The following is a 25,636-nucleotide window of genomic DNA, read 5'->3' as shown; positions in this document are numbered from 1 at the left end:
GCGTCACAAAGTCTTACGAAGGATGAAGACGGAACGTCCGGGCACGGCCAGTTCTTCGCCGCGCTTGACGAAGCGTTCCGCGCCACCGGTCGGGTGATTCGTGTCGAGTTCTACGATCCACTCCTTCGCGTAGTCGTCGCCGGGCATGACGAAGGTGACCTCCTCGTCATGGGCGTTGAAGCACAACAGGAACGAGTCGTCGACCACCCGTTCGCCGCGGCGATTGGGTTCGGCCAGTGCCTGACCGTCCAAAAAGACCGCGATCGATTTGCCGAAGTAGTTGTCCCAGTCCTGGGCGGTCATCTCCGCGCCCGTCGGGGTCAGCCAGGCGACGTCGTGCAGGCCGGTGCCACCCGGACCCGGTTTGCCCTTCAGGAAACGTCGGCGCCGAAACACCGGGTGTTTCTTCCGCAATGCTGTCACCTTGCGGGCGAACGTCAGCTGGTCGGCGTTGGTGCCGAGCAAAGACCAGTCCATCCAGGACAATTCGGAGTCCTGGCAGTACACATTGTTGTTGCCCAGCTGGGTGCGCCCGATCTCGTCGCCGTGCGAGATCATCGGGGTACCCTGGCTGACCATCAGCGTCGCCCAGAAGTTGCGCATCTGCCGGCAGCGCAGCTCGTTGATGTCGGGGTCGTCGGTGGGGCCTTCCACGCCGCAGTTCCAGGACCGGTTGTGACTTTCGCCGTCGCGGTTGTCCTCACCGTTGGCCGCGTTGTGTTTCTCGTTGTAGGACACCAGGTCCTGCATGGTGAAGCCGTCGTGGGCGGTGACGAAATTGATGCTGGCACTGGGCCGCCGGCCGGTCGCCGCATACAGGTCCGACGACCCGGTCAACCGGGAAGCGAACTCGCCAAGGGTCGCGGGCTCGCCCCGCCAGTAGTCGCGCACAGTGTCGCGGTATTTCCCGTTCCACTCGGTCCACAAACCTGGGAAGTTGCCGACCTGGTAGCCGCCTTCGCCGACGTCCCACGGCTCGGCGATCAGCTTGACCTGGCTGACCACCGGGTCTTGCTGCACCAGGTCGAAAAACGCCGACAACCGGTCGACGTCATAGAACTCGCGGGCCAGAGTGGCGGCCAAATCGAAGCGGAACCCGTCGACGTGCATCTCGAGCACCCAGTAGCGCAGCGAGTCCATGATCAGTTGCAGGGTGTGCGGGTGGCGGACGTTGAGGCTGTTGCCGGTGCCGGTGAAGTCCTTGTAGTGCCGCAGGTCTCCGTCGACCAACCGGTAATAGGCGGCGTTGTCGATGCCGCGGAAGTTGATGGTCGGGCCCAGGTGGTTTCCCTCGGCGGTGTGGTTGTAGACCACGTCCAGGATCACTTCGATGCCGGCCTCGTGGAAGGAGCGCACCATCGCCTTGAACTCGGCCACCGCACCGCCGGGTTTACGGGTCGCCGCGTACTGGTAGTGCGGTGCCAGGAAGCCGAAAGTGTTGTAGCCCCAGTAGTTTCGCAGTCCCAGGTCGACCAGCCGATGGTCGTGCATGAACTGATGCACCGGCATCAGTTCGATGGCGGTGACGTTCAGCGACTTGAGGTGGTCGATGATGACCGGGTGCGCCAGCCCCGCGTAGGTGCCGCGCAGTTCGGGCGGGATGCCGGGGTGCGTCTGGGTCATGCCCTTGACGTGGGCCTCGTAGATGATGGTCTCGTGGTACGGCGTGCACGGCGCGCGGTCGGACGCCCAGTCGAAGAACGGGTTGATCACCACGCTGGTCATGGTGGTGTGGCCCAGGGAGTCGATCATCGGCGGGACACCGGTCTGCGTTGGATCCTCGGCCGCGACCTCCAGGTCGTAGGAGAACAGCGCCTGGGTGAACTTGAAGTCGCCGACGAAGGACTTACCGTACGGGTCGAGCAGCAGCTTGCTCGGATCACAGCGGTGCCCGGAGGCGGGATCGAAGGGGCCGTGCACCCGAAACCCGTACCGCTGCCCCGGGGTAACCGCGGGCAGATAGCAATGCCAGAGGAAGCCGTCGACCTCCTCGAGATTGATCCGGGTCTCGGAGCCGTCCCGGGCGATCAGGCACAACTCCACCTTGTCGGCAACCTCGGAGAACAGCGAAAAGTTGGTACCGGCACCGTCATACGTGGCCCCCATCGGGAACGGCGCGCCGGGCCAGACCGCCGCCACCGAGGGGGAGTCCTCGGCGCCGTCGAATGCCTTGTCGGTCCCTTGCACGGTCCCAGCCATCACTCGACCTTAACGGTGCGCCCGCTGCGCCGTCGCTGCGCGCGACGGCACCGCGAAAATGGAGCCCGATCTCACAGTCCGGTGACACCGGCGGCACCACTTACGCCGGCGCCACACCAGGCCGCTACCACCAGCTGGTGGCCACCGAGATCTGCCGGCCCAGTTCGGGCGCCAGCGTGCGCATGTAGGTCGGGGTCAGATGGTGTGGGTCCCGGTAGATCAACACGTTGCCCTCGGCCGCCTGGCAGATGTCGGGCCGGCAGATGGCGTCGGACAGGTCCAGAGGCTTGAGCAGGGGGAACTGCCCGACGAAATCCAAGGTGGTGTTGTGCTCGGAGAGCAGTTCGGACCGCTTGATCCCACAGGACGCCGGGGTGCCGTCCTTGGCCAGGCAGTCCGCGGCGTTGAACGGCTGGCCGTCCTTGACCAACCAGGGCGTGTCCCGGACGCCCAGGATCGGGATATTGTTGTCGGACAACGTTTTCCAAATCCCGATGTAGGTGGCCGGCATCACGTCGCCGGGCTTGATGTTCCACGGTCGGGTGGTAGTGGTGAACACATAGTCCGGGCGATCGGCGACCAGTTTGGCCATCGTCGTCTCCACCCACTGCCGGCACTGTGGGTACGGCGCGTTGTTGCCCATGATCAGCGGGACCTGTTCGGTGGACAGCGCGCAACCCATCTTCAGGTAGGTCACCACCCGGAAGTGGTGCAGACGGCCCAGCAGATCCAGGGCGGTCAGCCAGTGCTCGGCGTGTGAACCGCCGGCCAGCGCGATGGTGCGCGGTGCGTCGGTATCGCCGTAGGTGCAGTTCACCACCGCCGGGTTGACGAAGTCGCTGATGCAGCCGTCCCGGGTGGAGGCAGGCAGGTCCTCCTTGACTTCCAGCACGGTCGGCCGCATCCGCAGGTTGGGCACCCGCACGTGCTGGGTGAGCGCGCGGGCACCCGGGTAGTCGACCGCGCTCAGCCCGCTGAGTTCCTTGCCCGAGGCACGTTCGACGATCAGGTGCTCACGCCAGGTGAACGAAGTCGCGGTCAAGGTGACGGCCAGCAACGCCACCACCGAGCCCAAGGCGATCGTCGGCCGGCGCAACCGCTGTCGCCAGGGGGTCATCGTCGCCGGCTGGGCGGAGGCGCGGTAGCGCAGCGGGTCCTCGACCTGACGCAGGGTCAGGTACGCCAGCAATCCCGACACCAGCAGCACACCCGCGCCCTCGACGAAATTGACGTGCTTGTGGCCGGTGTAGGACAGCCAGAAGATCAGCAGCGGCCAATGCCACAGGTACAGCGAGTAAGCCATCGCCCCCAGGGTGAACAGCGGCCCGACCGCGAGCATCCGGTTGGGCAGCGGCATCCGGTCGCGGGTGTCGGCGCGGGCCGCCATGTTGGCTCCGGCCAGGATCATCAGCACGGTGGCGCCCACCGGCACCAGCGCCCACGGGCCGGGGAACTCCTTGACGCCGTCGATCAGCGCGCCGCAGGACAAAATCGCCGCCAGCGCCACCGTGGCGACGACCGTCCGCAGCCACATCGGCCAGCGGATGTAGGGCACCAGCGCCCCCACCAGCGCGCCCAGCAGCAATTCCCACCCCCGGGCGAAGGTGTTGTAGTACGCGGTCGGTTGATAGTTCTGGTGAGCGACGATCGCGTAGCAGAACGACGCTACCGTCAGCACGCTCAGCAGCACCACGAACAGCGTCCGCAGGTGTCTGCCCAGGACGTCCCGGAACAGGTAGACGCAGCCGGCGACCACGATCAGGAACGCGACGTAGAACTGGCCCTGCACCGACATCGACCAGATGTGCTGCAGCGGGCTGACAGCTTCGCCGGCGCGCAGGTAGTCCGACGCCGAGTTGGCCAGTTCCCAGTTCTGGTAGTAACCCAGACTGGCCAGGCTCTGGTCGGCGAACGTCTCCCACCGGGTCTCGGGCTGCACCAGCACGGTCAGCAGGGCGCACCCGGCGAGCACCACGACCAGGGCGGGCAGCAACCGGCGGACCAGCCGGACGAATTCGGTCGGACCCGACAGCGTCCCCCCGAGCCCGGCGCGCAGGATCTTGCCGCCATAGAAGAAGCCGGACAGGGCCAAAAAGACGTCGACGCCGCCGGAAACCCGGCCGAACCAAATGTGGAAGACGGCCACGAGCAGGATCGCGATGCCGCGCAGGCCGTCGAGATCGTGCCGGTAGAAGCCCGACGTCCGGGTGCCCATGCCACCCGGATCCGGCGGCGCGGACCCGGTCTCGGCGGCTGGTGGGGGCGGTGTCGCGGTCGTCATGGTCACCGCCAACTTACCGAAAACCGCCACCTGCTCTGCGCCGTCGGCGCGGGAGCAAATGGCGGTCGGGGTGGTACCGGGCGGCGATTACCTGCCCGTACCGGCCGCGGGGGCCGGCTGGACCGGAACCAACTGCAGGGGCGCCTGCGGTGCGGGCACCGCCTGCGCCGGCGCCTGAGGTGCGGGGACCGCCTGGGCCGGCGCCTGCGGTGCGGGCACCGCCTGCAGTGGCGCCTGCTGGGTGGTGACGGTCTGCAACGGGGCCTGCGGGGTGGGCAGCGTCTGCAGCGGGGCCTGCTGCAGCGGGGCTTGCTGGCCCGGGACCTGCTGGGCCGGCGCCTGCTGGCCCGGCAACTGCTGAACCGGTGCCTGCTGCGCGGGCGCCTGCTGGCCGGGCACCTGCTGGGCCGGGGCCTGCTGACCCGGGACCTGTTGGGCCGGCGTCTGCTGACCGGGGACCTGCTGGGCCGGGGTTTGCTGGCCGGGGACCTGCTGGGCCGGGGTTTGCTGCGCCGGCGCGGCCGGAGTGTTCTGCGTCCCCAGGATCCGGACCAGGTAAGGCGCCATGTTGGTGCTGCGCACCGGTGAGACCTGGACCACGTCGCCGACCTCGATCATCTGGCCGTTTCCGAGGTACATCGCCACCGACTGGGTGCCCTCGGGGCCGTAGAAGATCAGGTCGCCCTTTCGTGCCTGCGCCGGCAACACCCGTTGGCCGACCTTGTACATCTGACCGGACGAGCGGGGCAGCTTGAGCCCGGCGCCGGCGTAGGCGTACTGCATGAGGCCCGAGGCGTCGAACCCGACGGTGTTGATGCCGCTGCCGGTGCCGCGGGTGGGTCCGGTGACGCCGCCGCCGGCCCAGGAGAACGGCACGCCGCGCTGCGACAGAGCGCGGGCGACGACCACATCGGTGGCTTGGGCATAGTCCATCGGCTTGGTGGCCGGATCCGCGGCCGCTATGCCCGTGGCGGCGATCGGCGCCACCATCATGACCAGACCGATCGCGAGGGCGTAGACGCGCTTCATGTGATTCCTCACCTTCCGGGGCCGTTCGGCCCTTCTGTGCCGGGCGCGGTGACTGCGCGCTTCGGCCGCCGTTCCAGGCGGGCGAGGGCCGCATCGTCGTGGCCTCGCGCCGCTGGATGACTCGTGGTAGGTGAACCAGTCGGTTAGGCCAACTTATTCACACCAGTCACTACAGACACTTTGGCAACATAGAGTAGCGCGCGCCAGCGCCGCCAAACATTATTTGTAGGAACGTGACCGGACGGTGATTGGCGACGCCAATTCCGTGATGGCAGTTGCGATTTCGGTCTTACGAACGTTGCCGCCGCGTGACCTTCCGGCTCAGTGCCAGTACTGTGCGCTGAATGCCGTCAGAGCATGCGCCACGAACGACGTGACCACCAGAATCAGCACGGCGATCGCCGGCCAGAAGGACATGAACCAGCCCTTGAGCAGCGACACGAACGGCCCGACGCCGCACGCGGCCAGCGCCGCACCGATGCCGCCCCACATCACCGGATAGATGTAGTAGTTCACTCCGAAGGGCACCGGCTCGCACGTGTCCTGCGGACAGATGTCACTGGTGAAGCCGTAGAGCTTGGCGGGCCAACTGGTTGCCGTCGCGAGCACTACCAGCGCGCCGATCAGCACCACGGTGCAGATTATGTCCAGCGGGGACAGCCGCAGCCGCAACACCGGCGGCGGGCCTTCGTCGAGGTGTTCGCCGGGTTCGGCGGGGAAGTCGACCGTGTCGGGGACGTCGGTCGCGGTGGGGGCGTCCGGCTCGTGGGGTGCAGCCATAGCTGCCAATGCTTCCCGATGACCGCTCGTTTGGCGACTTGTGCTGACTTGCCAGGCGCGCGCCTTGCGTGAAATGAGGGCGAAGAGCGACCCGGAGACCGCCCAGTGTTCACGCGAGACGCGCCCACGGTGCGCGAGAGTTTGGGAAGACAGCGGCCAAGGGCGGAATCAAGCGACTGGGATACTGTCGAACCCCGTGACGGCAGGGCGGCCCGGGTTGACCCCCGAGCAGATCAGCGCGATCGACGCCGCCCATCTGTGGCATCCCTACAGCACCATCGGCGGCGAGGCGATCCCCCCGGTGGTCGCGGTCGCCGCCCGCGGCGCTGGACTGACCCTGATCCGCGACGGTCGGCCGATCGAGGTGCTCGACGCGATGAGCTCGTGGTGGACCGCGATCCACGGCCACGGCCACCCGGTCCTGGATGCGGCGATGACCGCCCAGCTGGCGACCATGAACCACGTCATGTTCGGCGGTCTGACCCACGAACCGGCGGCCCGGTTGGCGCAACTGCTGGTGGAGATCACCCCGCCGGGCCTGGAAACGGTCTTCTTCAGCGACTCCGGGTCCGTATCGGTGGAGGTCGCGGTCAAGATGGCGCTGCAGTACTGGCGCAGCCTGGACCGGCCCGCCAAGCACCGCCTGATGACCTGGCGCGGCGGCTACCACGGCGACACTTTCACCCCGATGAGCGTCTGCGACCCCGACGGCGGCATGCATTCGCTGTGGACCGACATCCTGGCCGCCCAGGTGTTCGCCCCGCAGGTGCCGCGCGACTACGACCCCGCCTACAGCGCCGCCTTCGAAACCCAGCTCGCCGTTCACGCCGCCGAACTCGCGGCGGTGATAGTCGAACCCGTTGTGCAGGGCGCCGGCGGGATGCGGTTCCACGACCCCCGCTACCTGGCCGACCTGCGCGACATCTGCAGCCGCCACCAGGTGCTGCTCATCTTCGACGAGATCGCCACCGGCTTCGGCCGCACCGGCGAACTGTTCGCCGCCGACCTTGCCGGCGTCAGCCCCGACATCATGTGTGTCGGCAAGGCGCTCACCGGCGGCTACCTCAGCCTGGCCGCCACGCTGTGCACCCGCGACATCGCACACACCATCAGCACCGGCCACGGCGCCCTGATGCACGGTCCGACGTTTATGGCCAACCCGCTGGCCTGCGCGGTGTCGGTGGCCAGCGTGGAACTGCTGCTGTCCCAGGACTGGCGCTCCCGCGTCGCCGAAATCGGTGCGCAGCTGACCGCCGGGCTGGAACCCGCCCGCCAGCCGCAGGTAGGTGATCGACGTGCGGGTATGCGGCGGCATCGGCGTCATCGAGTGCGATCGCACCGTCGACCTGGCCGTCGCCACTCCCGCGGCGCTGGACTGCGGGGTGTGGCTGAGGCCGTTCCGCAACCTGGTGTACGCCATGCCGCCTTATATCTGCGGGCCGGCCGAGATCGCACAGATCACCTCGGCGATGGTGCAGGTTGCCGGCCTCGTAGGCTGAGCGTCGATGAAAGCACCGATCGAGACCTCGCCGCTGGCCTGGCTGGAGGTGGTCGAGGCCCAGCGCCGCGAGGCCGGGCTGCGGCGTTCGCTGCGGCCGCGGCCACCGGTGAGCACCGAACTCGACCTCGCTTCCAACGACTACCTGGGGCTCTCGCAGCACCCCGACGTCATCGACGGCGGCGTGCAGGCATTGCGGGTATGGGGCGCCGGGTCCACCGGATCGCGGCTGGTCACCGGGGACACCGAGCTACACGCCCAGTTCGAGACCGAGCTCGCCGAATACCTCGGCGCGGCCGCCGGGCTGGTGTTCTCCTCCGGCTACACCGCGAACCTGGGTGCCGTGGTGAGCCTGTCCGGGCCGGGTTCGCTGCTGGTGTCCGACGCCTACTCGCACGCCTCGCTGGTGGACGCCTGCCGGCTGTCCCGGGCCAGGGTCGTGGTGACGCCCAATCGCGACGTCGGTGCCGTGGCGGCGGCGCTGGGATCACGTCAGGAGGAGCGCGCCGTCGTGGTCACCGACTCGGTGTTCAGCGCCGACGGGTCGTTGGCGCCGCTGCGCGAGCTACACGACGTGTGCCGCCGGCACCGCGCGCTGCTGATCGTCGACGAGGCCCACGGCCTCGGGGTGCGCGGCGGCGGCCGCGGCTTGTTGCACGAGGTCGGGCTGGCCGGTTCCCCTGACGTGGTGGTGACGACGACGCTGTCCAAGGCGCTGGGCAGTCAGGGTGGTGTGGTGCTGGGCCCGGCCGAGGTGCGGGCTCACCTGATCGATGCGGCGCGGCCGTTCATCTTCGACACCGGGCTGGCGCCTGCAGCGGTCGGCGCGGCGCTCGCCGCGCTGCACGTGCTGCAGGACGAGCCGTGGCGCCCGGCCGCGGTGCTTGCGCATGCCGCCGAGCTGGCCCGGGTCTGCGATGTTCCGGAAACACCGGAATCTGCGGTGGTGTCGGTGATCCTGGGCGAGCCGGAGGTCGCGCTGGCCGCGGCGACGGCGTGCCTGCACGCCGGGGTCAAGGTCGGCTGCTTCCGCCCGCCCACGGTTCCGGCCGGGACGTCGCGCCTGCGGCTGACTGCCCGTGCCTCGCTGAGCGCCGAGGAACTCCAGCTGGCCGGCCGGGTGCTCGCCGACGTACTCTCCGGCACTTGACCGTCCTGGTCGTCACCGGGACCGATACCGGCGTCGGCAAGACCGTCGCCACCGCCGCGCTGGCGTCGCACGCACGGCAACTGGGCATCGGAGTGGCGGTGTGCAAGCCCGCGCAGACCGGCACCGCCGACGGCGACGACGATCTGGCCGAGATCGGCCGGCTGTCCGGGGTGACCGAACTGGCCGGCCTGGCGCGCTATCCACTGCCGATGTCGCCGACGGCCGCGGCCGCGCAGGCGGGTCTGCGGCTGCCGACCCGGGAACAGGTACTGGCGTTGATCCGCGGCGTGGACCGCCCGGGACGACTGACGCTGGTCGAGGGCGCCGGCGGCCTGCTGGTCGAGCTCGCCGAGGGGGGGAGTCACGCTACGTGACCTGGCCGCCCAGCTGAGCGCTGGTGGTGGCCAGGGCGGGACTGGGCACCCTCAACCACACCGCTTTGACCCTGGAAGCGCTTGCTGCGCAAGGTGTTTCGTGCGCCGGACTGGTTATCGGGAGCTGGCCGGCCCAGCCCGGGCTGGTGGAGACCACCAACCGGACGGCACTGGAACGGCTGGCGCCGGTGCGCGCGGTGCTGCCCGACGGGGCGGCCGCAGCGGCCGACTTTACGGCCATGAGTCGTCAGGCGTTCGACTTCGACTGGGTCAGGACGCTGGTCGGCTGATGGTGCACTCGATCGAATTACTCTTCGACCCCGACACCGAAGCCGCGATCCGGCGCCTCTGGGATGAACTGGCCCACGCCGACATCGCGGCCCGGATTCCGCCCGGGCGTCCCCACGTGACGCTGGCCGTTGCCCAACGCATCGACACCGACGTCGACGAACTCTTGGCGCCGGTGGTGACCCGGTTGCCGCTGCGGTGTGTGGTCGGCGCGCCGGTGTTGTTCGGCCGCAACAATGTGGTGTTCGCCCGACTGGTGGTGCCGTCACGCGCGCTGCTGGACCTGCACGCCGAAGTCCACCGGATCTGCCAGCCGCACCTGCGACCCGGACCGATGCCCAACAGCCGGCCCGATCAGTGGACCGCGCATGCCACGCTGGCCCGCCGGATCGAGGCCGCCGACCTGGGGCGGGCGCTGGGCATCGCGGGCCGGCCGGCACAGATCGCGGGCGCGTTCACCGCGATGCGCCGTTGGGACGGTGACCAGCGGGTCGAGTCAATCCTGGGTCCAAGGTGACTCAAATAATTGGCGCCGGTGGTGGTGGGGCCGGCGGTGGCGCTGCTGCGGCCGCCGGGGGCGGGGGCGGGGCCGGTGGCGCTAACTCGGGCGCATGGTGGCTGTACCCGCTCGGCTTCCCGTTGCCGTAGCTAGCGGACGCGCTCGGGCGTGGTGGCCTGCTCGACTCGGGCGCGCCGTTCGTCGATGGCGCGGCCCAACTCCTGCTGCAGCAATGGCTTGCCCATCACGAACTGGGCGAGATGCTCACGATCGATCTGCAGCGCAGTCACTTCCCCGATCGCGCGTGCGTCGGTCAGATTGGGCTGACGGGTCAGCGCGGTCGCACCGATGAACGAGCCCTCGTCCATGATGCCGATCACCACCGGCGATCCGTCGTGTGCCACCGAGGTCAACCGCACGCTGCCGTCGATCAGGAACGTCATTTTCGCGGGCACCTGATCGGCGTGCTCAACGATCTCGTCCGCGGCGTACCGCACGATCCTGGCGTGCGATCCCAGGGTCTGCCGGTCGTCCGGGCTCAGCCGCAGCGCGGGCGCCACCACCGTCCGCAGCGCCTGCTCGACCCGCTCCGGCGTCGAATAGTCGTCGTCCTGTTCGTCGAGGTGCAAGCCCTCGCGGCGGGCCGCGTACCACAGCCAGCGCAGGAAGGTGGCCTGCGCGGCGGAGTCGTCGGCGGGTGACCGCAGCCCGACGGTGACCCGGTACTCGCCGCTCCCGACGGGTAAGGCGGTGCTGTCGAAGTCGCCCCGGCGCTGGGGCAATGCGTCGGCGGTCCGGATCAGCAGCGCGCACACCCGCTCGGGTGGGTCGGCTGCCGAGAACGTGGACGTGATCACCAGCTTGTGCTCCCCGCCCGGTCGGCTGAGATTGGTGAACGAGGTGGTGGCCAGTACCGAGTTGGGGGTGATCTGGACGCCGTGGCCGGTCTGGATGTGGACGGCCCGCCAGTTGGCCTCGATGATCCGGCCGCGAGCGGCCGGAGTGTCCAGCCAGTCGCCGATCCGGAACGGCTGCTCGAACAACACGAACAGACCGGACACGATCTGGCCGACCGAATTCTGCAGCATCAGACCGATGACCACCGACGTCACACCCAGCGCGGTGAAGATGCCCCCGACCCGCACCCCCACACGTAGGACAAGATCACCGCCAGGCCCACGCCGATCAGCAGGAACCGGGTCACGTCCAGGAAGATGCCGGGCACCCGCTTGCGCCACGAGCCTTGCGGGGCACCCTCGAACACCGTCGCGCCGAGCCCGGACAGCAGCAGCACCAGCAGGGCGAAGCCGAATACGGTCGCGAGCAGTCGCACCGAGGTGACGTCCCGGGGCAGCTTCGCGACCTGCACCAGCAGCACCAACAGCGCGCCCAGCGGTACCAGATAGTTGCGCAGCAGCAGCACCGGCCGGGCCAGCGGGCTGGCGGCGCGGACCAGGTAGTGGTGCCACTCGGTGATGGCGATCAGCAACAGCGGCAGGCCGGTCACCAACGCGGCGGCCCACCAGAGGAATGAAATGCTCACCGTTCCTCCGCAAGTCGCCAGATCTGTTGTTCAGTGCCCGCGACGGTGACGGTGCCGGCCGGCGCGAACTGCCGGATGTCGCCCATCGCCTCGTAGACCGCAGTGGTCACGTAGATCCCCGCTTGCGAGGTGCTGCCACGCACGCTGTGGGCGAGGTTGACCGCCGCGCCCCACATGTCGTAGACGATGCTGGACCGTCCGACCAGCCCGCTGATCACATGGCCGGTGTTGATTCCGGCGCGCAACGCCAGGTGGTAGCCCGTCTTGCTGTTGAACCGTTCGATGATGTCCTGCATCTCCACGGCGAATTCGACGGTGCGGTGCACGCTGTCCAGGCGCGGGAAGTTCAGCCCGCAGCTGGCCAGGTAGCCGTTGTGCAGCGTTCGAATCGGTTCGACGCCAAGGGCTTCCGCGGCGGCGTCGAGTTCCTGGATCAGGTCGTCGACGATGCTCACCAATTCTTCGCCGGGCAGCTTGCTGGAGATCTCGTCAAGGCCGATGAAGTCGGCGAAGATGACGGTGACGTCCTGGTGTTCCTGGGCGATCGTCTGTTCGCCCTCGCGGTAACGTTGCGCGACCGGTTCGGGCATCAACGAGCCCAATAGTCGGTCGTTCTCTTTGCGCTGTTCGCTCAGCAGGTCTTCCTTGATCTGCAGATTGCGGCTCATGTCGTTGAAAGCGTCGGTGAGTTCCCCGATTTCATCGCGTGAGGTCACCGGTATCGCAACCTCGTAGTTGCCGGCGCTGATTTCGCGGGTGCCGTTCTGTAACCGCCGGATCGGCCGCACGAATATCTGAGCCACTAGCAACGCGCCGACGCAGATCACGAAAACCATTGCCGCGGTGGCAATTACCAGAGTCTGCGTGAGTGAGACGAAGCGGGCGTTGGCTTCCGAGGTCTCCCGGGACGCCAAGACCGACCAGTGCAGATCGGAGTTCGGCAGCGACAGCGGAGCGTAGGCCACCAGTTCCCGACGGCCCAGATAGTCGGTGTCGATCATGGTGCCGGTTTCGCCCCGCTGCGCGGCGCGAACCGCCTGGGTCGCGACCGGCTGCACGAGTGTCGTTCCGCGCCAACGGATCGCCTCGTCGACGATGTCCGCCCGGGTGCCTGCCGCTATGGCCTCGGTCCGATACCGCTGCGGGTCCTCCAGAAACAACCGCGAGTCAGAACGCATCAGGCTGTCCGGACCGGCAAGATAGGTTTCGCCTGTCTCGCCCATGCCGGCGGCTCGCCAGTTTCGATCGGCGGTCATGATGCGGTTCACCTTGGCGATCGGTAGGGGCAGCGCCAGCACCCCCGCGGCCTTTCCCGGCGGCCCGATCGGTGCCACCAGCCAGGCCAGTGGTTGGCCCAGTTGAGCCTGGTAGGGCTGAAAGTCGGTGATCCACACGAAATTCGCGGAGTTGGCGCCCATCGCCCGTTCGTAGGCGCCGCGCAGGTTGGACTGCCGGTAGGGGCCGGTGACGATATTGGTGCCCAGTGAGGCGTTCTTGCGCACGCTGTAGACGACGTTGCCGCGAGCGTCGAGCAGCAGGGCGTCGCGGTACTCGAACCGGGTGGCGATCAAGCGGAAGTATTCGTTGAAGCGGGCGTTGGCCGCCGACCAGGCGCTGCCGTCGCCGGCATCGTCGAGCTCCGATGCGTTCGGCTGCACCGAGTAGTGGGCCTGCAAATACCTTTGCGAGTTGTTGGTGGGCAGCAGCGCGTCGAGATCCAGCTTGGTGCCGGTGGCGCTCTCGACGGGCTGGATCAGCCTGTTGTTGTAGTAGTCGACGAGCGCCTGTTGCTGCGCGGGGTCGACGGGCGCGGTCGCGAGCTGATCGAATCCGGCGGTGAACGCCTGAACCGCTTCGAGCGCGGTCGACCCGCGGCTGTAGACCACCAGCGAGTTCGCCAGGTCGGTGAACAGCGTCTCGATACCCCGCTTCTGCAGCTCACGCAACTGGGTCATCCGCTCGGACGCCGACGGCAGCAACGCGTTGCGCGCGGCTACGTACCCGACCACTCCGATCACGCCCAGCGACGTCAGGCTGGCGATCAGCAGCATCGCCATCACCTTGGACTGCAGGCTGAACCACGGCCTGACCAGGGGACGCCGCCACCGCCGGCCCGGCCGGGGGGTGTCGCCCACGGGAATCTCGTCAGTCGAACTCGGCGAGGTCAATTAACGTCCTTTCGGTTGCCGTCCAGCCTCTCAACCCCCGAACAGCAAGTACAAACCGGTGAAGGTGTACCCGACCATCACCAGCATCATGGTGAGTTGCCCGGTGAGCTGATGGCCCGCCGGCAGCAACCGCAGCGCCTTGTCGTGAGCGGCGATCACCGCCACGATATGCCCGGTCACCACGCAGGCCACCTTGATGGTGGCCAGCACCGGCGGGTGGGTCGACAGCACGTAGCCCACCTGCCACCCGCGGGTCAGCGGATCGGCCAGGGCGATCACGGCCTGCTGCCCGCGCTCCACCAGATAGGTGAGGTAGTGCGCGAAGATGTAGCCCACCACGATCGGGATCAGCGAGTGCGCCATCTCGCCGGGCAACGCGCGGCGCCGCTGCGTGTCCAGGCCGCCCGTCGCCCGCGCGGCGAACGAAAACGTCACTGCCACAACGGAAATGAACAACAACAGGCCGACCGTGCGCAGAGCCGACGACGGTAACGGCTCGCCTCGGGTCAGCCCGTCGGAGAAGTTGCGCCAGGTCGGGGATGCCGAGAAGCTGTCGAATGCGGTGGAGCCGAGCAGCACCGCCAGCACCAGCACCACCCCCGGGCGCACCGGCAGCGACGGCAGGTGGTCGAACGGGTTGCCGATGACGATACGTCCGTCGTGCCGCCGAAACGGCGAGAGCCGTGACACCGCCATGCTGTAGACGCCGAACGGGTCGGCGCGCGCCAGCCAGCGCTGCCCGCACAGCCATGCCCCCGCCAGCAACACCACGGTGTAGACGAGCAGCCACGCCTTCACCCCGATCAGCGACGCCGAGTTCGGGCTGGCCAGCTCCATCCATACGAACGCGAACAGGCCGACCGCCGCCGGCCGGTATCCCCAGCTCTCCGGAAAGCTGTAGCGCGGCTCGCCCAACCGGCCGGGCACCGCACGGCGCGCCAACAGGTACAGGGTGCGCACCGGCGAGATCACCCGCCACACCGGCCCGAACAGCAGGGACAGCGCAACCAGCCCCACCCACAGCAGCACGTAGAACGCCCCGAGCAGGCCGTTGGCCGGACTCTGCGGCCCCCACACGCCGACCGCGACCGCCCACGCCGCCACCACCAGGGCCAGCCCGGCGGCCGTCCCCCGGGCCACCGGGGAATCGACCAACCTGGTCACCGCCGTCGGCAACGGGCGACCGGGCTTGTCCGGGTCGAACCGGGGCCGTTTCCACGCGAACGCCACCAGCGCGAAGGTGAACGTCAACGCCCAGGCCGCGCCCACCATCGCATACATGTACGGGACCGGCAGATCACCCGACCCGCCGAGGCCGTGGGCCTGCAGCGACAAACTCACGATTGCACTTGGATGGTGGCGATCGTCCGATGCAGATGGTGCAGCTCGACGTCGACGCTGCCCGGCACGTCGACGGTGAACTGGAAGGCCTGGTTCGGTGCGGCGGCCACCTCGAACTTGTGGTCGGGCACCGAATGCACGTGCAGTTCGTCGGTGGCGTCGCTGTTGACCCGCAGGTTGATCTGCTGGCCGACGGACGCGTGCAGGGTGGCGTTGGTGGGTGTCACCTGCCCGTTGGCGATGGTGATGTCGACAACCAGGGACTGCGGCGCGGGCTTGCTCGGCGACTTACCGCCGCACCCTACCAACGCGCACGTCAACGCGAGTGCGCCGAGAAGGCAGCCGAGGATGCGGGCCACCGGTCACGCCGCCCGGGGAAGCGGAGTTTCCGCGTCCTCCGTACGCCTGGGCCGGCTGGTTCCGCCGTTGATCCGCCCCGCGCCCCAGGTGATGCCCGCGATCACCATCAGCGTGAAGATCAGCACCACGATCGAGCCGACGTTGAACAGCCACACCGGGGCGTTCTGGTCGCGCTCGCGCTGCAGGATGGTGATCTCCTGGACGAACGGCCGGGTGCTGTTGGCCAGCGCGGGTACCTCGGCGGCGGGAATCGCGTCATCGGCCGGCTCCCAGATCGGCACGGCGGTCATCGTGTAGCCGTCCTGCGCGCGCAGCAGTGTCTTCCACTTGCCCCAGACGGGGATCGGCTGGGTGGACCGGTAGTGACCGGGTCCGACCCGCTCCAGGCGGTCGATGACCAGGCCGCGGCGGTTCTCCATGCCGCCTTGCCAGGACAGGATGGTCAGCCAGTCGGGATTGTCGCTGACCATGTTGGCCGGGTTGAGCTGCACATCGGCCGACACCATGCGTTTGCCCGGCTCGCCGGGAAGGTCGGTCAGGGTGATCGTCGCGGTGTCCTGCTTGGGCACCACGATGTGCAGACCGTTGGCCACCGTCGCCCCGATCACCAGCACCGTCATCACCACGACCGAGATCCCGATGGCGCGGCGCGGCAGGCGCTGGCCGGTGAGCACCATGCCCAGCAGGCCGCCGCACACGCCCATCAACACCGCCACCGGCACCGCCATGGCCAGCGCCTCGCCCCACATGCTCGTCGGCCACGGGTAGTGGTAGACCGTGCCGATCCACAGCGATTCCAGCCAGAGTCCGACGGTGCCGACGCCCAGTCCGGCCACCGCGCCGAACACCACCGGGCGCTTGAACAGCGGTGTCAACGCCACCGCCTCGACCACCAGCGCCGGCCCCAGATAGAGCGGGAACCAGTTGATCGGCGCGCCCAGCACCGGCCCCACCAGGAACGCGACCACGCCGCGGAGCAGGATCGCGAACAGCGCGGCAATGATCGCCGCGCCCTTGCCCAGCGTCATACGCGCGACCACCAGACCCAGCGCGGCGACCCCGGCGATCATCATCGGCTGCAGCACCAGGCGGAACTGCTCGACACCGAAGTCGTACTCGATCTGGTAGACCGACAGGCCGATCAGCAGCCCGCCGCAGGACAGGTAGCGCAGGAACCGGACGAACGGCCGATCGGCCGGGGCGTCGGGTAGCGCGCCGCCGCCCTCGTATTCCAGCATCAGCACCGCGAACAGCGAGAAGCACGCGCCGCCGATCATCATCAAGTGCGTCGGGCCCCACAGCGTGACGTCCTGGCCGAACAGGCGATGCCAGATGTCGTCGAGCGGAAACCCGATCAGCGCGTACAAGCCGCAGCCGGCCATCAGCACCCCGCCCACCGGCGCGTGCCAGTCCTTGGTGATGCGCACCGGCGCCGGACCGGGCTTGTCGAATGGCAGAACCACCGCGATCATGCCCGCGAGGAAGATCCCGAACAGGCCGATGATGATGAAGTAGTGCGCCGGGTTGGCCAGCGGTCCGGGGTCGCGCCCTTCGCCGATGTGCCAGCTCACGTCCCAGATGAACCCGAACAGCGCGCAGATGATGAAGGTGGTGAACACCAGCACCGGCAGCGCCACCCAGGACGGGCGCTTGAACTTCACGCCCAGCCAATCGGCGAAGTTGCCCAACCATGCGATGCGATGGGTGCGGTGGCGATGACCGATCCACAGCATCGCCAGCGCGATCATCATCGCGGCAATGGAAAGCCCGATCACCTGGTCCAGGCCTGCGCCTCGAGCCGGCGCATCCGCTGCAACAACTGACAGAACCACCGCTATCGCCTCCCACGCTGAGACATCCCGGAAATTCACATCACCGAGCCGCTGCCGTTTAATTGTGATCCAATAATGCCCACTCGATGTGACCGTTAATCCTGCTTTTCGGCGAGGGTGTCGTCGGACTCCTTTTGGCGCCTGTCCCGGATGGCGATGTAGGAAATCACCCCGACCACGATCACCGCGGGAAAGAACGCGGGGATGGCCAGCAGCAGCGCGTGGTGGCCCACGACGTGGGTCTGGCACTCGACGACGAGGTGGTTCATGACGGTCGGGTGACCCTCCAAACCGGCTACCGCAAGCAATCGGTGCATCCGCCGACCGTTACCCTAGCCTGTACGACATTTCGCTCAGGCTGCCCGATGCGCGCAGCGCGGAAACATCCATACCGACCAAGGATTCAGGGGAGTAACCCGGTGACTCAAGCGCCAGTTCGACCGACCACTGCTGCTGGCCACGATGGCAACGAGGCTTCGGACATTCTCGCGGTCGCCCGTGAGCAGGTGCTCCAGCGGGGCGAGGGGCTGACCAAAGACCAGGTGCTGCGGGTGCTGCAGCTGCCCGACGACCGGCTCGAGGAGCTGCTGGCGCTGGCCCACGAGGTGCGGATGCGCTGGTGCGGCCCGGAGGTTGAGGTCGAGGGGATCATCAGCCTCAAGACCGGCGGCTGCCCGGAGGACTGCCACTTCTGTTCCCAGTCTGGATTGTTCAAGTCGCCGGTGCGCAGCGCCTGGCTGGACATCCCCAGCCTGGTCGAGGCGGCCAAGCAGACCGCCAAGTCCGGCGCGACCGAATTCTGCATCGTGGCCGCGGTGCGCGGGCCCGACGAGCGGCTGCTCGCCCAGGTCGCCGCCGGTATCGAGGCGATCCGCAACGAGGTGGAGATCCAGATCGCCTGCTCGCTGGGCATGCTGACCGCCGAACAGGTGGAGCGGCTGGCGGCGATGGGGGTGCACCGCTACAACCACAACTTGGAGACCGCGCGCTCGTTCTTCACCAACGTCGTCACCACCCACACCTGGGAAGAACGCTGGCAGACGCTGTCGATGGTGCGCGACGCCGGGATGGAGGTGTGCTGCGGCGGCATCCTGGGCATGGGCGAGACGCTGGAGCAGCGCGCCGAATTCGCCGCCGATCTGGCCGAGCTGGACCCGGACGAGGTGCCGCTGAACTTCCTCAACCCGCGCCCCGGCACGCCGTTCGGCGACCTGGAAGTGTTGCCGGCCAGCGAGGCGCTCAAGGCGGTGGGTGCGTTCCGGCTGGCGTTGCCGCGCACGATGCTGCGCTTCGCCGGCGGCCGTGAGATCACGCTCGGTGATCTGGGCGCCAAGCAGGGCATCCTGGGCGGCATCAACGCCGTCATCGTCGGTAACTACCTGACCACGCTGGGACGGCCCGCCGAGGCGGACCTGGAGTTGCTCAACGACCTGCAGATGCCGCTGAAGGCACTGAACGCCAGCCTGTAATGACCGGTGACCTGCCGGGCCCGGTGGGCGCCGGCGCCTACAACGTCTACACCGGAGACCGCGCGGGCACCGCGGTGCCTACCGCCGCCCAGCTGGGACTGGAGCCGCCGCGGTTCTGCGCCGAATGTGGACGCCGGATGATCGTGCAGGTGCGCCCCGACGGCTGGTGGGCCAAGTGTTCGCGGCACGGGCAGGTGGACTCGGCCGACTTGGACGGGCAGCGCTGAACCGGCGCGGGCGTCGGCGACTATATGCTCGCGGGACCATCGAAGCGGAGGAGTGCGGCGTGACTGACGGCGTGGCGCTGGCATCGGAGCAGCCGCTGGGCGCCGGGCCCGGCCAGGTCAAGCCGCAGCGGGCGCGGGCATATCTCGTCGTGATCGGCGCCCTGCCGGCCTGTGGGGTGCTGGCCGGTGCGCTCTGGGCGTGGATCGCGCCCTCGATTCACGCCGTCGTGGCGGTCAGCCGCAAGGGCGAGCGGGTGCACGAGTACCTGGGCAGCGAATCGCAGAACCTGTTCGTCGCGCCGGTGTTGCTGGCGGGCATGCTGGGGGTGGTCGCGGCGGTGGCGGCGGTGGCGGTGTGGCAGTGGCGCTATCACCGTGGCCCGCACATGGTCGCGGCATTGACGGCGGGGCTGGTCGGCGCCGCCGCGCTGGCCGCGGGGTGGGTGCGCTGCTGGTACGGATGCGTTACGGCGCAATCGATTTCAACACCGTGCCGCTGGCTTCGGGTGAGCATTCGCTGACGTACGTGGAACTGGCACCGCCGGTGTTCGTCGGCCACTCGCCGCTGTTGATAGCGGCCACGCTGATATCGCCGGCCGCAATAGCGTCGCTGGTCTACGTCATGATCGCCACCGGATCGGTCCGCGACGACCTGGGCGGCTACCCGCCGCAGCGTCGCCCGGTCATGCCGCCGGTGGTGCCGCCGCCTCCGCCGCTGCCCGCGCCCCCGGTGTCATAGCGGGCGCCGGCGGATCCTGCGACCGAGAATGACCTTGGCCGCGATCACGCCCAGCCGGGCCATTCCCGCGTAGGTCATCGGGTTGAACGCGGTGGGCCAGGTGGTGCGTACCAAGTTGTCGCTCAGCGGGCGACCCGCGAACCGGTCGATCAGCCAGCGCAGCGCCATCGGGGCCGACAGCGGATGCAGGATCATATGCTCGTTGAACGCGTCCCGGTGGTAGGTGACGCTGGCGCCGCCGGCGATGTACGTCTCGGCCAGTTCGTCGATGTCGTCGACAGCGATCAGATAGTCGTGGACGGCCTGCACGATCAACACCGGCGGCGTCGGGATCGCGGCACCGAGCTTGATGCTGTCGAAGACGTGCACCACGGCCGGGCGCGACAGGGTCTGCTCGAGCGGTTCGTCCAGATAGTCGCCCACGTTCTTGTGGGCCATCTTGATCACGGCCTCGGCGGTGGTCATCGTCTCGAGGCTCTCGAGCAGGGCACGGCCCTCTTCGCTGGTGTGCTCCTTGATCACCTGGTCCAGACCGGGGTAGCTGTGCGTGAGCGCGGCTACCACCAGGGCCGGCAGCCCGGCGAACAACCCGCCGTTGAGGCGGCGGAAGGTGTGGCCCAGGTCGCCGACGGGCGAGCCCAGGACCGCTCCGACGATATCGAGCTCGGGGGCGTACTCACCGCACATCTCGGCCGCCCAGGCACTCGCCAGGCCGCCGCCCGAGTACCCCCACAGCCCGACCTTCGCCGACGGCGACAAGCCGAGCCGCTCGGAGCTGAGCGAGGCGCGGATCCCGTCCAGGATGCGGTATCCGGGTTCGATCGGGGTGCCCCACAGCCCCTGTAGGCCCTCGTGATCGGGCACCGACACCGCCCAGCCCTCGGCGACCGCCGCGGCAACCAGGAGCAGCTCCAGCTGCGCCAAAGAGCCGACGGCCTTCGCGCGGCGCCGCATCGCATAGGAGGGGAAGCAGCGTGACGACACCGCGTCGATGGCGCACTGATAAGACAGCAGCGGGATGGTCTTGCCCGGCGCTACCTCGGCGGGCACGATCACCGTCGTCACCGAGGCCTCGGGGTTGCCGTGCTTGTCGGTGGTCCGGAACAGCAGCTGCGTGGCGTTCAGGGTCTGCGGAATCAACCCCATGAACGCCAGCTCGACGTCGCGGGAGCGCAACACCGTCCCGGGTTCGGCATGCTGAAAGCCGGCCGGGGGCTGGTAGAAGGGGTCGTCGGTCGGCAGCAGCGGCCGGACCTTGCGCTGCAGCTCCTCGTGCGGTGCCGCGCCGATCCACCGCAGGCCGTCGGTTCCCGTCGCGCCGGCCAGGTTGCCCAGCTCCCCCATCAACATTCCCTTCACGTCCACTCGGTTCGCGCGAGTTGCGCGCCGTCGATCCCGGATCAAGTGCAGTGCTGTCAGCCGGAAGAGTTCACCGCGGGCGCGTGGCATGCGCCCGCCGGCTCTTAATCATCTCTTAGACAATGTACAGGTGGCGTACGCCGAATCGAAACCGGCGTGTCGCGCCGCGCCGGTCTCTCAACCGGGCGGGCGCAGCGCGGCGAACTCGTCGGTCACCCGCAACTGGGAGTCGGTGAACCGGTACAGGGCGGCGGGGCGGCCACCGCTGCGGCCGGACTGGGCGATGGTGCCGGTCGCGGTGATGACGTTGCGGCGGGCCAGTACCCGCTGCAGGTTGGTGGCATCGACCTGGTAGCCGAGCGCGGCACCGTAGATGTCGCGCAGCGTGGAGAGTGCGAATTCCTTTGGCGCCAAAGCGAATCCAATGTTCGTGTAGGACATCTTGGCGACCAGCCGGGCGTGCGCGTGGGTCACCATCGGGCCGTGGTCGAATGCCATCTCGGGTAGCGCGTTCACCGGATGCCACCGGGTGTCGGCGGGGAGTTCGGGCGTGGCGGGGGAGGGCACCAGTCCCAGGAAGGTGGACGCGATCACCCGGCCGCCCGGCACTCGGTGCGGATCGGAGAACACCGCGAGTTGTTCCAGGTGGGCCAGCTCGCGCAGGTCGACCTTTTCGGCCAGCTGGCGTCGCACCGAGGTGGTCATGTCCTCGTCGGCGCGCAACTGACCGCCCGGCAGCGACCACGCGCCGCGCTGCGGATCCTGGGCACGCTGCCATAACAGCACGTTCAGCTGCGGTTTTCCGGATGGTGTGGCCGCGGTAACCATCCGAACCTGGAACACGACCGCGAGCACTTCGTGGCGAGTGCTACCATGTGGCATGTTTTCGATTATAAGTCGAAAACCTCCTGGTGTGAAAGGAGCCCCCATGACGGTCTTGAATCGCATGGACACGCTTGCTACGCGGCGATCGCAAGCGCGGCTCAGCACGGCGCCGCAGCTCGGCGCCATCTGCGAGGAATTGGCCGACCGGATCGTCAGCACGCCCACCGGTTACACCGGGGTCGAGGGTGACGCCCGGTGGGCCGCCGAAATCCGCCGCCTGGCGCGGCTGCGCGGCGCCACCGTGCTGGCGCACAACTACCAACTGCCCGCGATCCAGGACGTCGCCGATCACGTGGGGGGACTCGCTGGCCCTGTCGAGGATCGCGGCCGAGGCGCCCGAGGACACCATCGTGTTCTGCGGGGGTGCACTTCATGGCCGAGACCGCCAAGATCCTCAGCCCGGAGAAGACGGTGCTGATCCCCGACCAACGGGCCGGCTGCTCACTGGCCGACTCGATCACGCCCGCCGAACTGCGCGCCTGGAAGGACGAGCACCCCGGCGCGGTCGTCGTGTCCTACGTCAACACCACCGCGGATGTGAAGGCGCTCACCGACATCTGCTGCACCTCCTCCAACGCGGTGGACGTGGTGGCCTCCATCGACCCGGATCGAGAGGTGCTGTTCTGCCCCGACCAGTTCCTCGGCGCCCACGTGCGCCGGGTGACCGGCCGCACCAACCTGCACGTGTGGGCCGGCGAATGCCACGTGCACGCCGGGATCAACGGCGACGAACTGACCGAGCAGGCGCGGGCCAATCCGGATGCCGAACTGTTCGTCCACCCCGAATGTGGTTGTGCCACCTCGGCTTTGTATCTGGCCGGGGAGGGTGCGTTCCCCGCCGAGCGGGTCAAGATCCTGTCCACCGGCGGCATGCTCGACGCCGCGCACGCCACCCGCGCCCGCAAGGTCCTGGTCGCCACCGAGGTCGGCATGCTGCACCAATTGCGCAGGGCCGCACCGGACGTCGACTTCCAGGCGGTCAACGACCGCGCCTCGTGCAAGTACATGAAGATGATCACCCCGGCCGCGCTGCTGCGCTGCCTGCTCGACGGCGCCGACGAGGTGCACGTCGACCCCGACACCGCGGCCGCAGGCCGGCGCAGCGTGCAGCGGATGATCGCCATCGGCCAGCCCGGCGGTGGCGAATGACGACCGCCCCGCTCTGGCAGGACCGCGCCGATGTCGTGGTGATCGGCATGGGAGTGGCCGGGCTGGCCGCGGCGCTGGCCGCGCACCGCGCCGGCCGGCGGGTCGTCGTCCTGAACAAGTCGGCCCAACTGCACGGGGTGACCGCCACGCACTACGCCCAAGGCGGCATCGCGGTGGTGTTGCCCGACAACGACGATTCGATCGACGCGCATGTCGCCGACACCCTGGCCGCCGGCGCGGGCCTGTGCGACCCCGACGCGGTCTACTCGATCGTCGCCGACGGCTACCGCGCGGTCACCGAATTAGTCGGTGCCGGAGCACGATTCGACGAATCGGTGTCCGGCGGCTGGGACGTGACACGCGAGGGCGGGCACTCGCGGCGCCGCGTCGTACACGCCGGCGGCGACGCCACCGGCGCCGAGGTGCAGCGCACCCTGGATCACGCGGCCCGCGCGCTGGACATCCGCAGCTCGCACGTGGCGCTGCGGGTGCTGCACGACGATTCCGCGGTGACCGGGGTGCTGGTGCGCCGTCCGGACGGCTGCGGCATCATTCACGCCCCCGCGGTGATCCTGGCCACCGGCGGGCTCGGCCACCTCTACAGCGCGACCACCAATCCCGACGGATCCACCGGCGACGGTATCGCGCTGGGGTTGTGGGCGGGTGTGCCGGTCAGCGATCTCGAATTCATCCAGTTCCACCCCACCATGCTTTTCGACGCGTCGCGCGGCGGTGGGCGGCGTCCGTTGATCACCGAAGCGATCCGCGGCGAAGGCGCCATATTGATTGACCGGCAAGGCAATTCGATCACCGCCGGGGGTGCATCCAATGGGCGATCTGGCTCCCCGCGACGTGGTCGCAGCCGCCATCGACGCGCGGCTGAAGGCCACCGGCGACCCGTGCGCGTACCTGGACGCCCGCGGCATCCCGGGTTTCGGTGCGCGGTTCCCGACCGTCACGGCCTCCTGCCGGGCGGCCGGCATCGACCCTGTGCGCCAACCCATTCCGATCGTTCCCGGCGCCCACTACAGCAGCTGCGGTGGCCTGGTCACCGACGTGTACGGCCAGACCGAACTCGCCGGGCTCTACGCGGCCGGTGAAGTAGCGCGTACCGGCATGCACGGCGCCAACCGGCTGGCCTCCAACAGCCTGCTGGAAGGTCTGGTGGTCGGCGGCCGGTCCGGCAAACTCGCCGCCGCGCACGCCGCAGCCGCCGGGCGTCCCCGGGCGGCGATGCCCGAACCGATCACCCACACCGCTCCGCAGCGCGGCGATCTGCAGCGGGCGATGAGCCGGGACGCGTCGGTGGTGCGCGACGCCGCCGGACTGCACCGGCTGGCCGAAATGCTCGACGCCGCGCCGGTGCGCGAAGTCTCGGATCGCTTCGCAGCCGAGGACGTTGCGCTGGCCCTGGCCGCCCGGACCGTGGCCGCCGCCGCCCTGGCCCGCACCGAGAGCCGCGGTTGCCACCACCGGGCCGAATACCCGGAAACCTGCGCCGCGCAAGGCCGCAGCCTGCTGGTCCGGCTGGCTCCCGGGTCCTGCGACACGGTACAGGCGGAGGCGCTGGCGGCGGTGGGCTGATGATCCTCGACGACGCCGAGCGGGCCGACGCACGCGAAACCATCCGGCGCGGTCTCGTCGAAGACCTCCGCTACGGGCCGGACGCCACCACCTTGGCGACGGTGGCCGCCGGTACGGTGGCCACCGCATCGATGGTGCCGCGAGAGGCGGGCGTGGCCGCCGGGGTCGAGGTGGCCTTGCTGGTGCTCGACGAGGTGATCGGCAGCCGCGGCTACCAGGTGCTGCACCGCGTCGAGGACGGTACCCGGCTGCAGGCCGGCCAGCCGCTGCTGACCGTGCAGGCCGAGACCCAGGGCCTGCTGACGGCCGAGCGAACCATGCTGAACCTGGTGTGCCACCTGTCCGGCATCGCCACCGCGACCGCGGCCTGGGTGGAGGCGGTGAGCGGCACCAAAGCCAAGATCCGTGACACCCGCAAGACGCTGCCCGGTCTGCGCGCTTTGCAGAAATACGCGGTGCGCGTCGGCGGTGGTGTCAACCACCGGCTGGGCCTGGGTGATGCGGCGCTGATCAAGGACAACCACGTGGCGGCGGCCGGATCGGTGGTCAAGGCGCTGCGCGCGGTGCGGACCCACGCGCCCGAGCTGACCTGCGAGGTGGAGGTCGACTCCCTCGAGCAACTCGACGAGGTGTTGCCGGAGAAGCCTGAGTTGGTCCTGCTGGACAATTTCCCGGTCTGGCAGACCCAGACCGCGGTGCAGCGCCGCGACGCTCGGGCCCCGGGCGTACTGCTGGAATCATCGGGCGGGCTCAGCCTGGAAACGGCCGCCACCTACGCGCAGACGGGTGTTGACTTTCTGGCCGTAGGAGCGCTGACGCATTCGGTGCGGGTGCTCGACATCGGCCTGGATATGTGAGCGCCTGTTTTCGCCCCGTCGCCTC

The 25,636-nt window shown here is 68.7% G+C and carries 15 protein-coding genes and 7 pseudogenes; 10 read left to right on the top strand and 12 right to left on the bottom strand.

The features are described 5' to 3' along the window. Positions 1–3: 3 nt before the first annotated feature. From glgX to L6444_RS16130, 4 genes and pseudogenes are all read right to left on the bottom strand, one after another. The gene (gene glgX / locus L6444_RS16145) at positions 4–2,199 is read right to left on the bottom strand and encodes a glycogen debranching protein GlgX (protein ID WP_236975444.1); all 2,196 of its coding nucleotides are present in this window, start codon (positions 2,197–2,199) and stop codon (positions 4–6) included. 124 nt (positions 2,200–2,323) lie between these two features. Next, positions 2,324–4,480 carry an acyltransferase family protein gene (locus L6444_RS16140; protein WP_236984188.1) on the bottom strand — a complete coding sequence of 719 codons (2,157 nt, stop codon included), beginning with the start codon at positions 4,478–4,480 and terminating at the stop codon, positions 2,324–2,326. A 348-nt stretch (positions 4,481–4,828) separates the two neighbouring features. Next, positions 4,829–5,509: pseudogene (ripD, locus tag L6444_RS16135) on the bottom strand (NlpC/P60 family peptidoglycan-binding protein RipD); the annotation flags it as partial. A 321-nt stretch (positions 5,510–5,830) separates the two neighbouring features. Next, a complete protein-coding gene (locus tag L6444_RS16130) occupies positions 5,831–6,289 on the bottom strand; it encodes a hypothetical protein (protein WP_236975436.1) in 459 nt (152 codons plus the stop codon). A 196-nt stretch (positions 6,290–6,485) separates the two neighbouring features. Between L6444_RS16130 and L6444_RS16125 the strand changes: the two are divergent. The 4 genes and pseudogenes from L6444_RS16125 to L6444_RS16110 all read left to right on the top strand — a co-directional run bounded on the left by L6444_RS16125 (position 6,486) and on the right by L6444_RS16110 (position 10,116). Further along, positions 6,486–7,788 (top strand): annotated as a pseudogene (locus L6444_RS16125) (adenosylmethionine--8-amino-7-oxononanoate transaminase). Between the two features lie 6 nt (positions 7,789–7,794). After that, entirely contained in the window at positions 7,795–8,937 is a 1,143-nt protein-coding gene (locus tag L6444_RS16120) for an 8-amino-7-oxononanoate synthase (RefSeq protein ID WP_236975434.1), read from the top strand. After that, positions 8,934–9,601: pseudogene (bioD, locus tag L6444_RS16115) on the top strand (dethiobiotin synthase). Before L6444_RS16120 ends, bioD begins: the two are co-directional and overlap by 4 nt. Then, entirely contained in the window at positions 9,601–10,116 is a 516-nt protein-coding gene (locus L6444_RS16110) for a 2'-5' RNA ligase family protein (protein ID WP_236975432.1), read from the top strand. Before bioD ends, L6444_RS16110 begins: the two are co-directional and overlap by 1 nt. 131 nt (positions 10,117–10,247) lie before the next feature. On the opposite strand, the pseudogene L6444_RS16105 reads toward L6444_RS16110, so the two are convergent. From L6444_RS16105 to L6444_RS16080, 6 genes and pseudogenes are all read right to left on the bottom strand, one after another. Next, positions 10,248–11,641: pseudogene (locus L6444_RS16105) on the bottom strand (mechanosensitive ion channel domain-containing protein). Next, positions 11,638–13,809 carry an adenylate/guanylate cyclase domain-containing protein gene (locus L6444_RS16100; RefSeq protein ID WP_370653126.1) on the bottom strand — a complete coding sequence of 724 codons (2,172 nt, stop codon included), beginning with the start codon at positions 13,807–13,809 and terminating at the stop codon, positions 11,638–11,640. Before L6444_RS16100 ends, L6444_RS16105 begins: the two are co-directional and overlap by 4 nt. A 30-nt stretch (positions 13,810–13,839) precedes the next feature. Beyond that, positions 13,840–15,090, bottom strand: a complete 1,251-nt coding sequence (locus L6444_RS16095; protein WP_236984186.1) for a hypothetical protein — start codon at positions 15,088–15,090, stop codon at positions 13,840–13,842. Positions 15,091–15,146: 56 nt separating this feature from the next. Continuing rightward, positions 15,147–15,509, bottom strand: coding sequence for a hypothetical protein (locus L6444_RS16090; protein WP_236975428.1), 363 nt, complete (start codon positions 15,507–15,509; stop codon positions 15,147–15,149). A gap of 3 nt (positions 15,510–15,512) precedes the next feature. Continuing rightward, a complete protein-coding gene (locus tag L6444_RS16085) occupies positions 15,513–17,294 on the bottom strand; it encodes a hypothetical protein (RefSeq protein ID WP_370653171.1) in 1,782 nt (593 codons plus the stop codon). Positions 17,295–17,437: 143 nt separating this feature from the next. Next, complete coding sequence (locus tag L6444_RS16080; RefSeq protein ID WP_236984639.1) at positions 17,438–17,659, bottom strand: hypothetical protein; 222 nt, start codon at positions 17,657–17,659, stop codon at positions 17,438–17,440. Between the two features lie 102 nt (positions 17,660–17,761). On the opposite strand from L6444_RS16080, the gene bioB reads away from it, so the two are divergent. The 3 genes and pseudogenes from bioB to L6444_RS16065 all read left to right on the top strand — a co-directional run bounded on the left by bioB (position 17,762) and on the right by L6444_RS16065 (position 19,777). Beyond that, positions 17,762–18,811, top strand: coding sequence for a biotin synthase BioB (gene bioB, locus L6444_RS16075; RefSeq protein WP_236975426.1), 1,050 nt, complete (start codon positions 17,762–17,764; stop codon positions 18,809–18,811). Further along, positions 18,811–19,038 (top strand): biotin synthase auxiliary protein BsaP, encoded by a 228-nt coding sequence (gene bsaP / locus L6444_RS16070; RefSeq protein WP_236975424.1) that lies wholly within the window; start codon positions 18,811–18,813, stop codon positions 19,036–19,038. The genes bioB and bsaP overlap by 1 nt, the downstream gene beginning before the upstream one ends. Positions 19,039–19,109: 71 nt before the next feature. Further along, positions 19,110–19,777 (top strand): annotated as a pseudogene (locus L6444_RS16065) (DUF2567 domain-containing protein). Here the strand turns inward: L6444_RS16065 and L6444_RS16060 are convergent. Next, positions 19,772–21,121, bottom strand: a complete 1,350-nt coding sequence (locus L6444_RS16060) for a lipase family protein (protein WP_236984182.1) — start codon at positions 21,119–21,121, stop codon at positions 19,772–19,774. The pseudogene L6444_RS16065 and the gene L6444_RS16060 overlap by 6 nt on opposite strands. A gap of 192 nt (positions 21,122–21,313) precedes the next feature. Next, on the bottom strand, positions 21,314–22,018 hold the full coding sequence (locus L6444_RS16055; protein ID WP_236975422.1) for an NUDIX hydrolase: 705 nt from the start codon (positions 22,016–22,018) through the stop codon (positions 21,314–21,316). 46 nt (positions 22,019–22,064) lie between these two features. Between L6444_RS16055 and nadA the strand changes: the two are divergent. The 3 genes and pseudogenes from nadA to nadC all read left to right on the top strand — a co-directional run bounded on the left by nadA (position 22,065) and on the right by nadC (position 25,611). After that, positions 22,065–23,170: pseudogene (nadA, locus tag L6444_RS16050) on the top strand (quinolinate synthase NadA). Then, a pseudogene (locus tag L6444_RS16045) lies at positions 23,167–24,754 on the top strand (L-aspartate oxidase). Before nadA ends, L6444_RS16045 begins: the two co-directional pseudogenes overlap by 4 nt. Next, a complete protein-coding gene (gene nadC, locus L6444_RS16040) occupies positions 24,754–25,611 on the top strand; it encodes a carboxylating nicotinate-nucleotide diphosphorylase (protein WP_236975420.1) in 858 nt (285 codons plus the stop codon). Before L6444_RS16045 ends, nadC begins: the two are co-directional and overlap by 1 nt. Positions 25,612–25,636: the final 25 nt, after the last annotated feature.

Origin of the sequence: Mycobacterium kiyosense (genome assembly GCA_021654635.1) — a bacterium.
In the GTDB taxonomy this organism is placed as follows: domain Bacteria; phylum Actinomycetota; class Actinomycetes; order Mycobacteriales; family Mycobacteriaceae; genus Mycobacterium; species Mycobacterium kiyosense.
The sequence above is the reverse complement of the archived record's forward strand: the minus strand, read 5'-3'. Positions and strand labels throughout refer to the sequence as shown.

What these genes read in the sequence shown, in the direction of transcription:
- L6444_RS16080 (WP_236984639.1), bottom strand. Translation starts at nt 17,659, where the DNA reads ATGCACCGATTGCTTGCGGTAGCCGGTTTGGAGGGTCACCCGACCGTC.
- nadC (WP_236975420.1), top strand. Translation starts at nt 24,754, where the DNA reads ATGATCCTCGACGACGCCGAGCGGGCCGACGCACGCGAAACCATCCGG.
- glgX (WP_236975444.1), bottom strand. Translation starts at nt 2,199, where the DNA reads ATGGCTGGGACCGTGCAAGGGACCGACAAGGCATTCGACGGCGCCGAG.
- L6444_RS16110 (WP_236975432.1), top strand. Translation starts at nt 9,601, where the DNA reads ATGGTGCACTCGATCGAATTACTCTTCGACCCCGACACCGAAGCCGCG.
- L6444_RS16130 (WP_236975436.1), bottom strand. Translation starts at nt 6,289, where the DNA reads ATGGCTGCACCCCACGAGCCGGACGCCCCCACCGCGACCGACGTCCCC.
- L6444_RS16140 (WP_236984188.1), bottom strand. Translation starts at nt 4,480, where the DNA reads ATGACGACCGCGACACCGCCCCCACCAGCCGCCGAGACCGGGTCCGCG.
- L6444_RS16120 (WP_236975434.1), top strand. Translation starts at nt 7,795, where the DNA reads ATGAAAGCACCGATCGAGACCTCGCCGCTGGCCTGGCTGGAGGTGGTC.
- bsaP (WP_236975424.1), top strand. Translation starts at nt 18,811, where the DNA reads ATGACCGGTGACCTGCCGGGCCCGGTGGGCGCCGGCGCCTACAACGTC.
- L6444_RS16095 (WP_236984186.1), bottom strand. Translation starts at nt 15,090, where the DNA reads ATGTATGCGATGGTGGGCGCGGCCTGGGCGTTGACGTTCACCTTCGCG.
- L6444_RS16055 (WP_236975422.1), bottom strand. Translation starts at nt 22,018, where the DNA reads ATGCCACATGGTAGCACTCGCCACGAAGTGCTCGCGGTCGTGTTCCAG.
- L6444_RS16060 (WP_236984182.1), bottom strand. Translation starts at nt 21,121, where the DNA reads ATGGGGGAGCTGGGCAACCTGGCCGGCGCGACGGGAACCGACGGCCTG.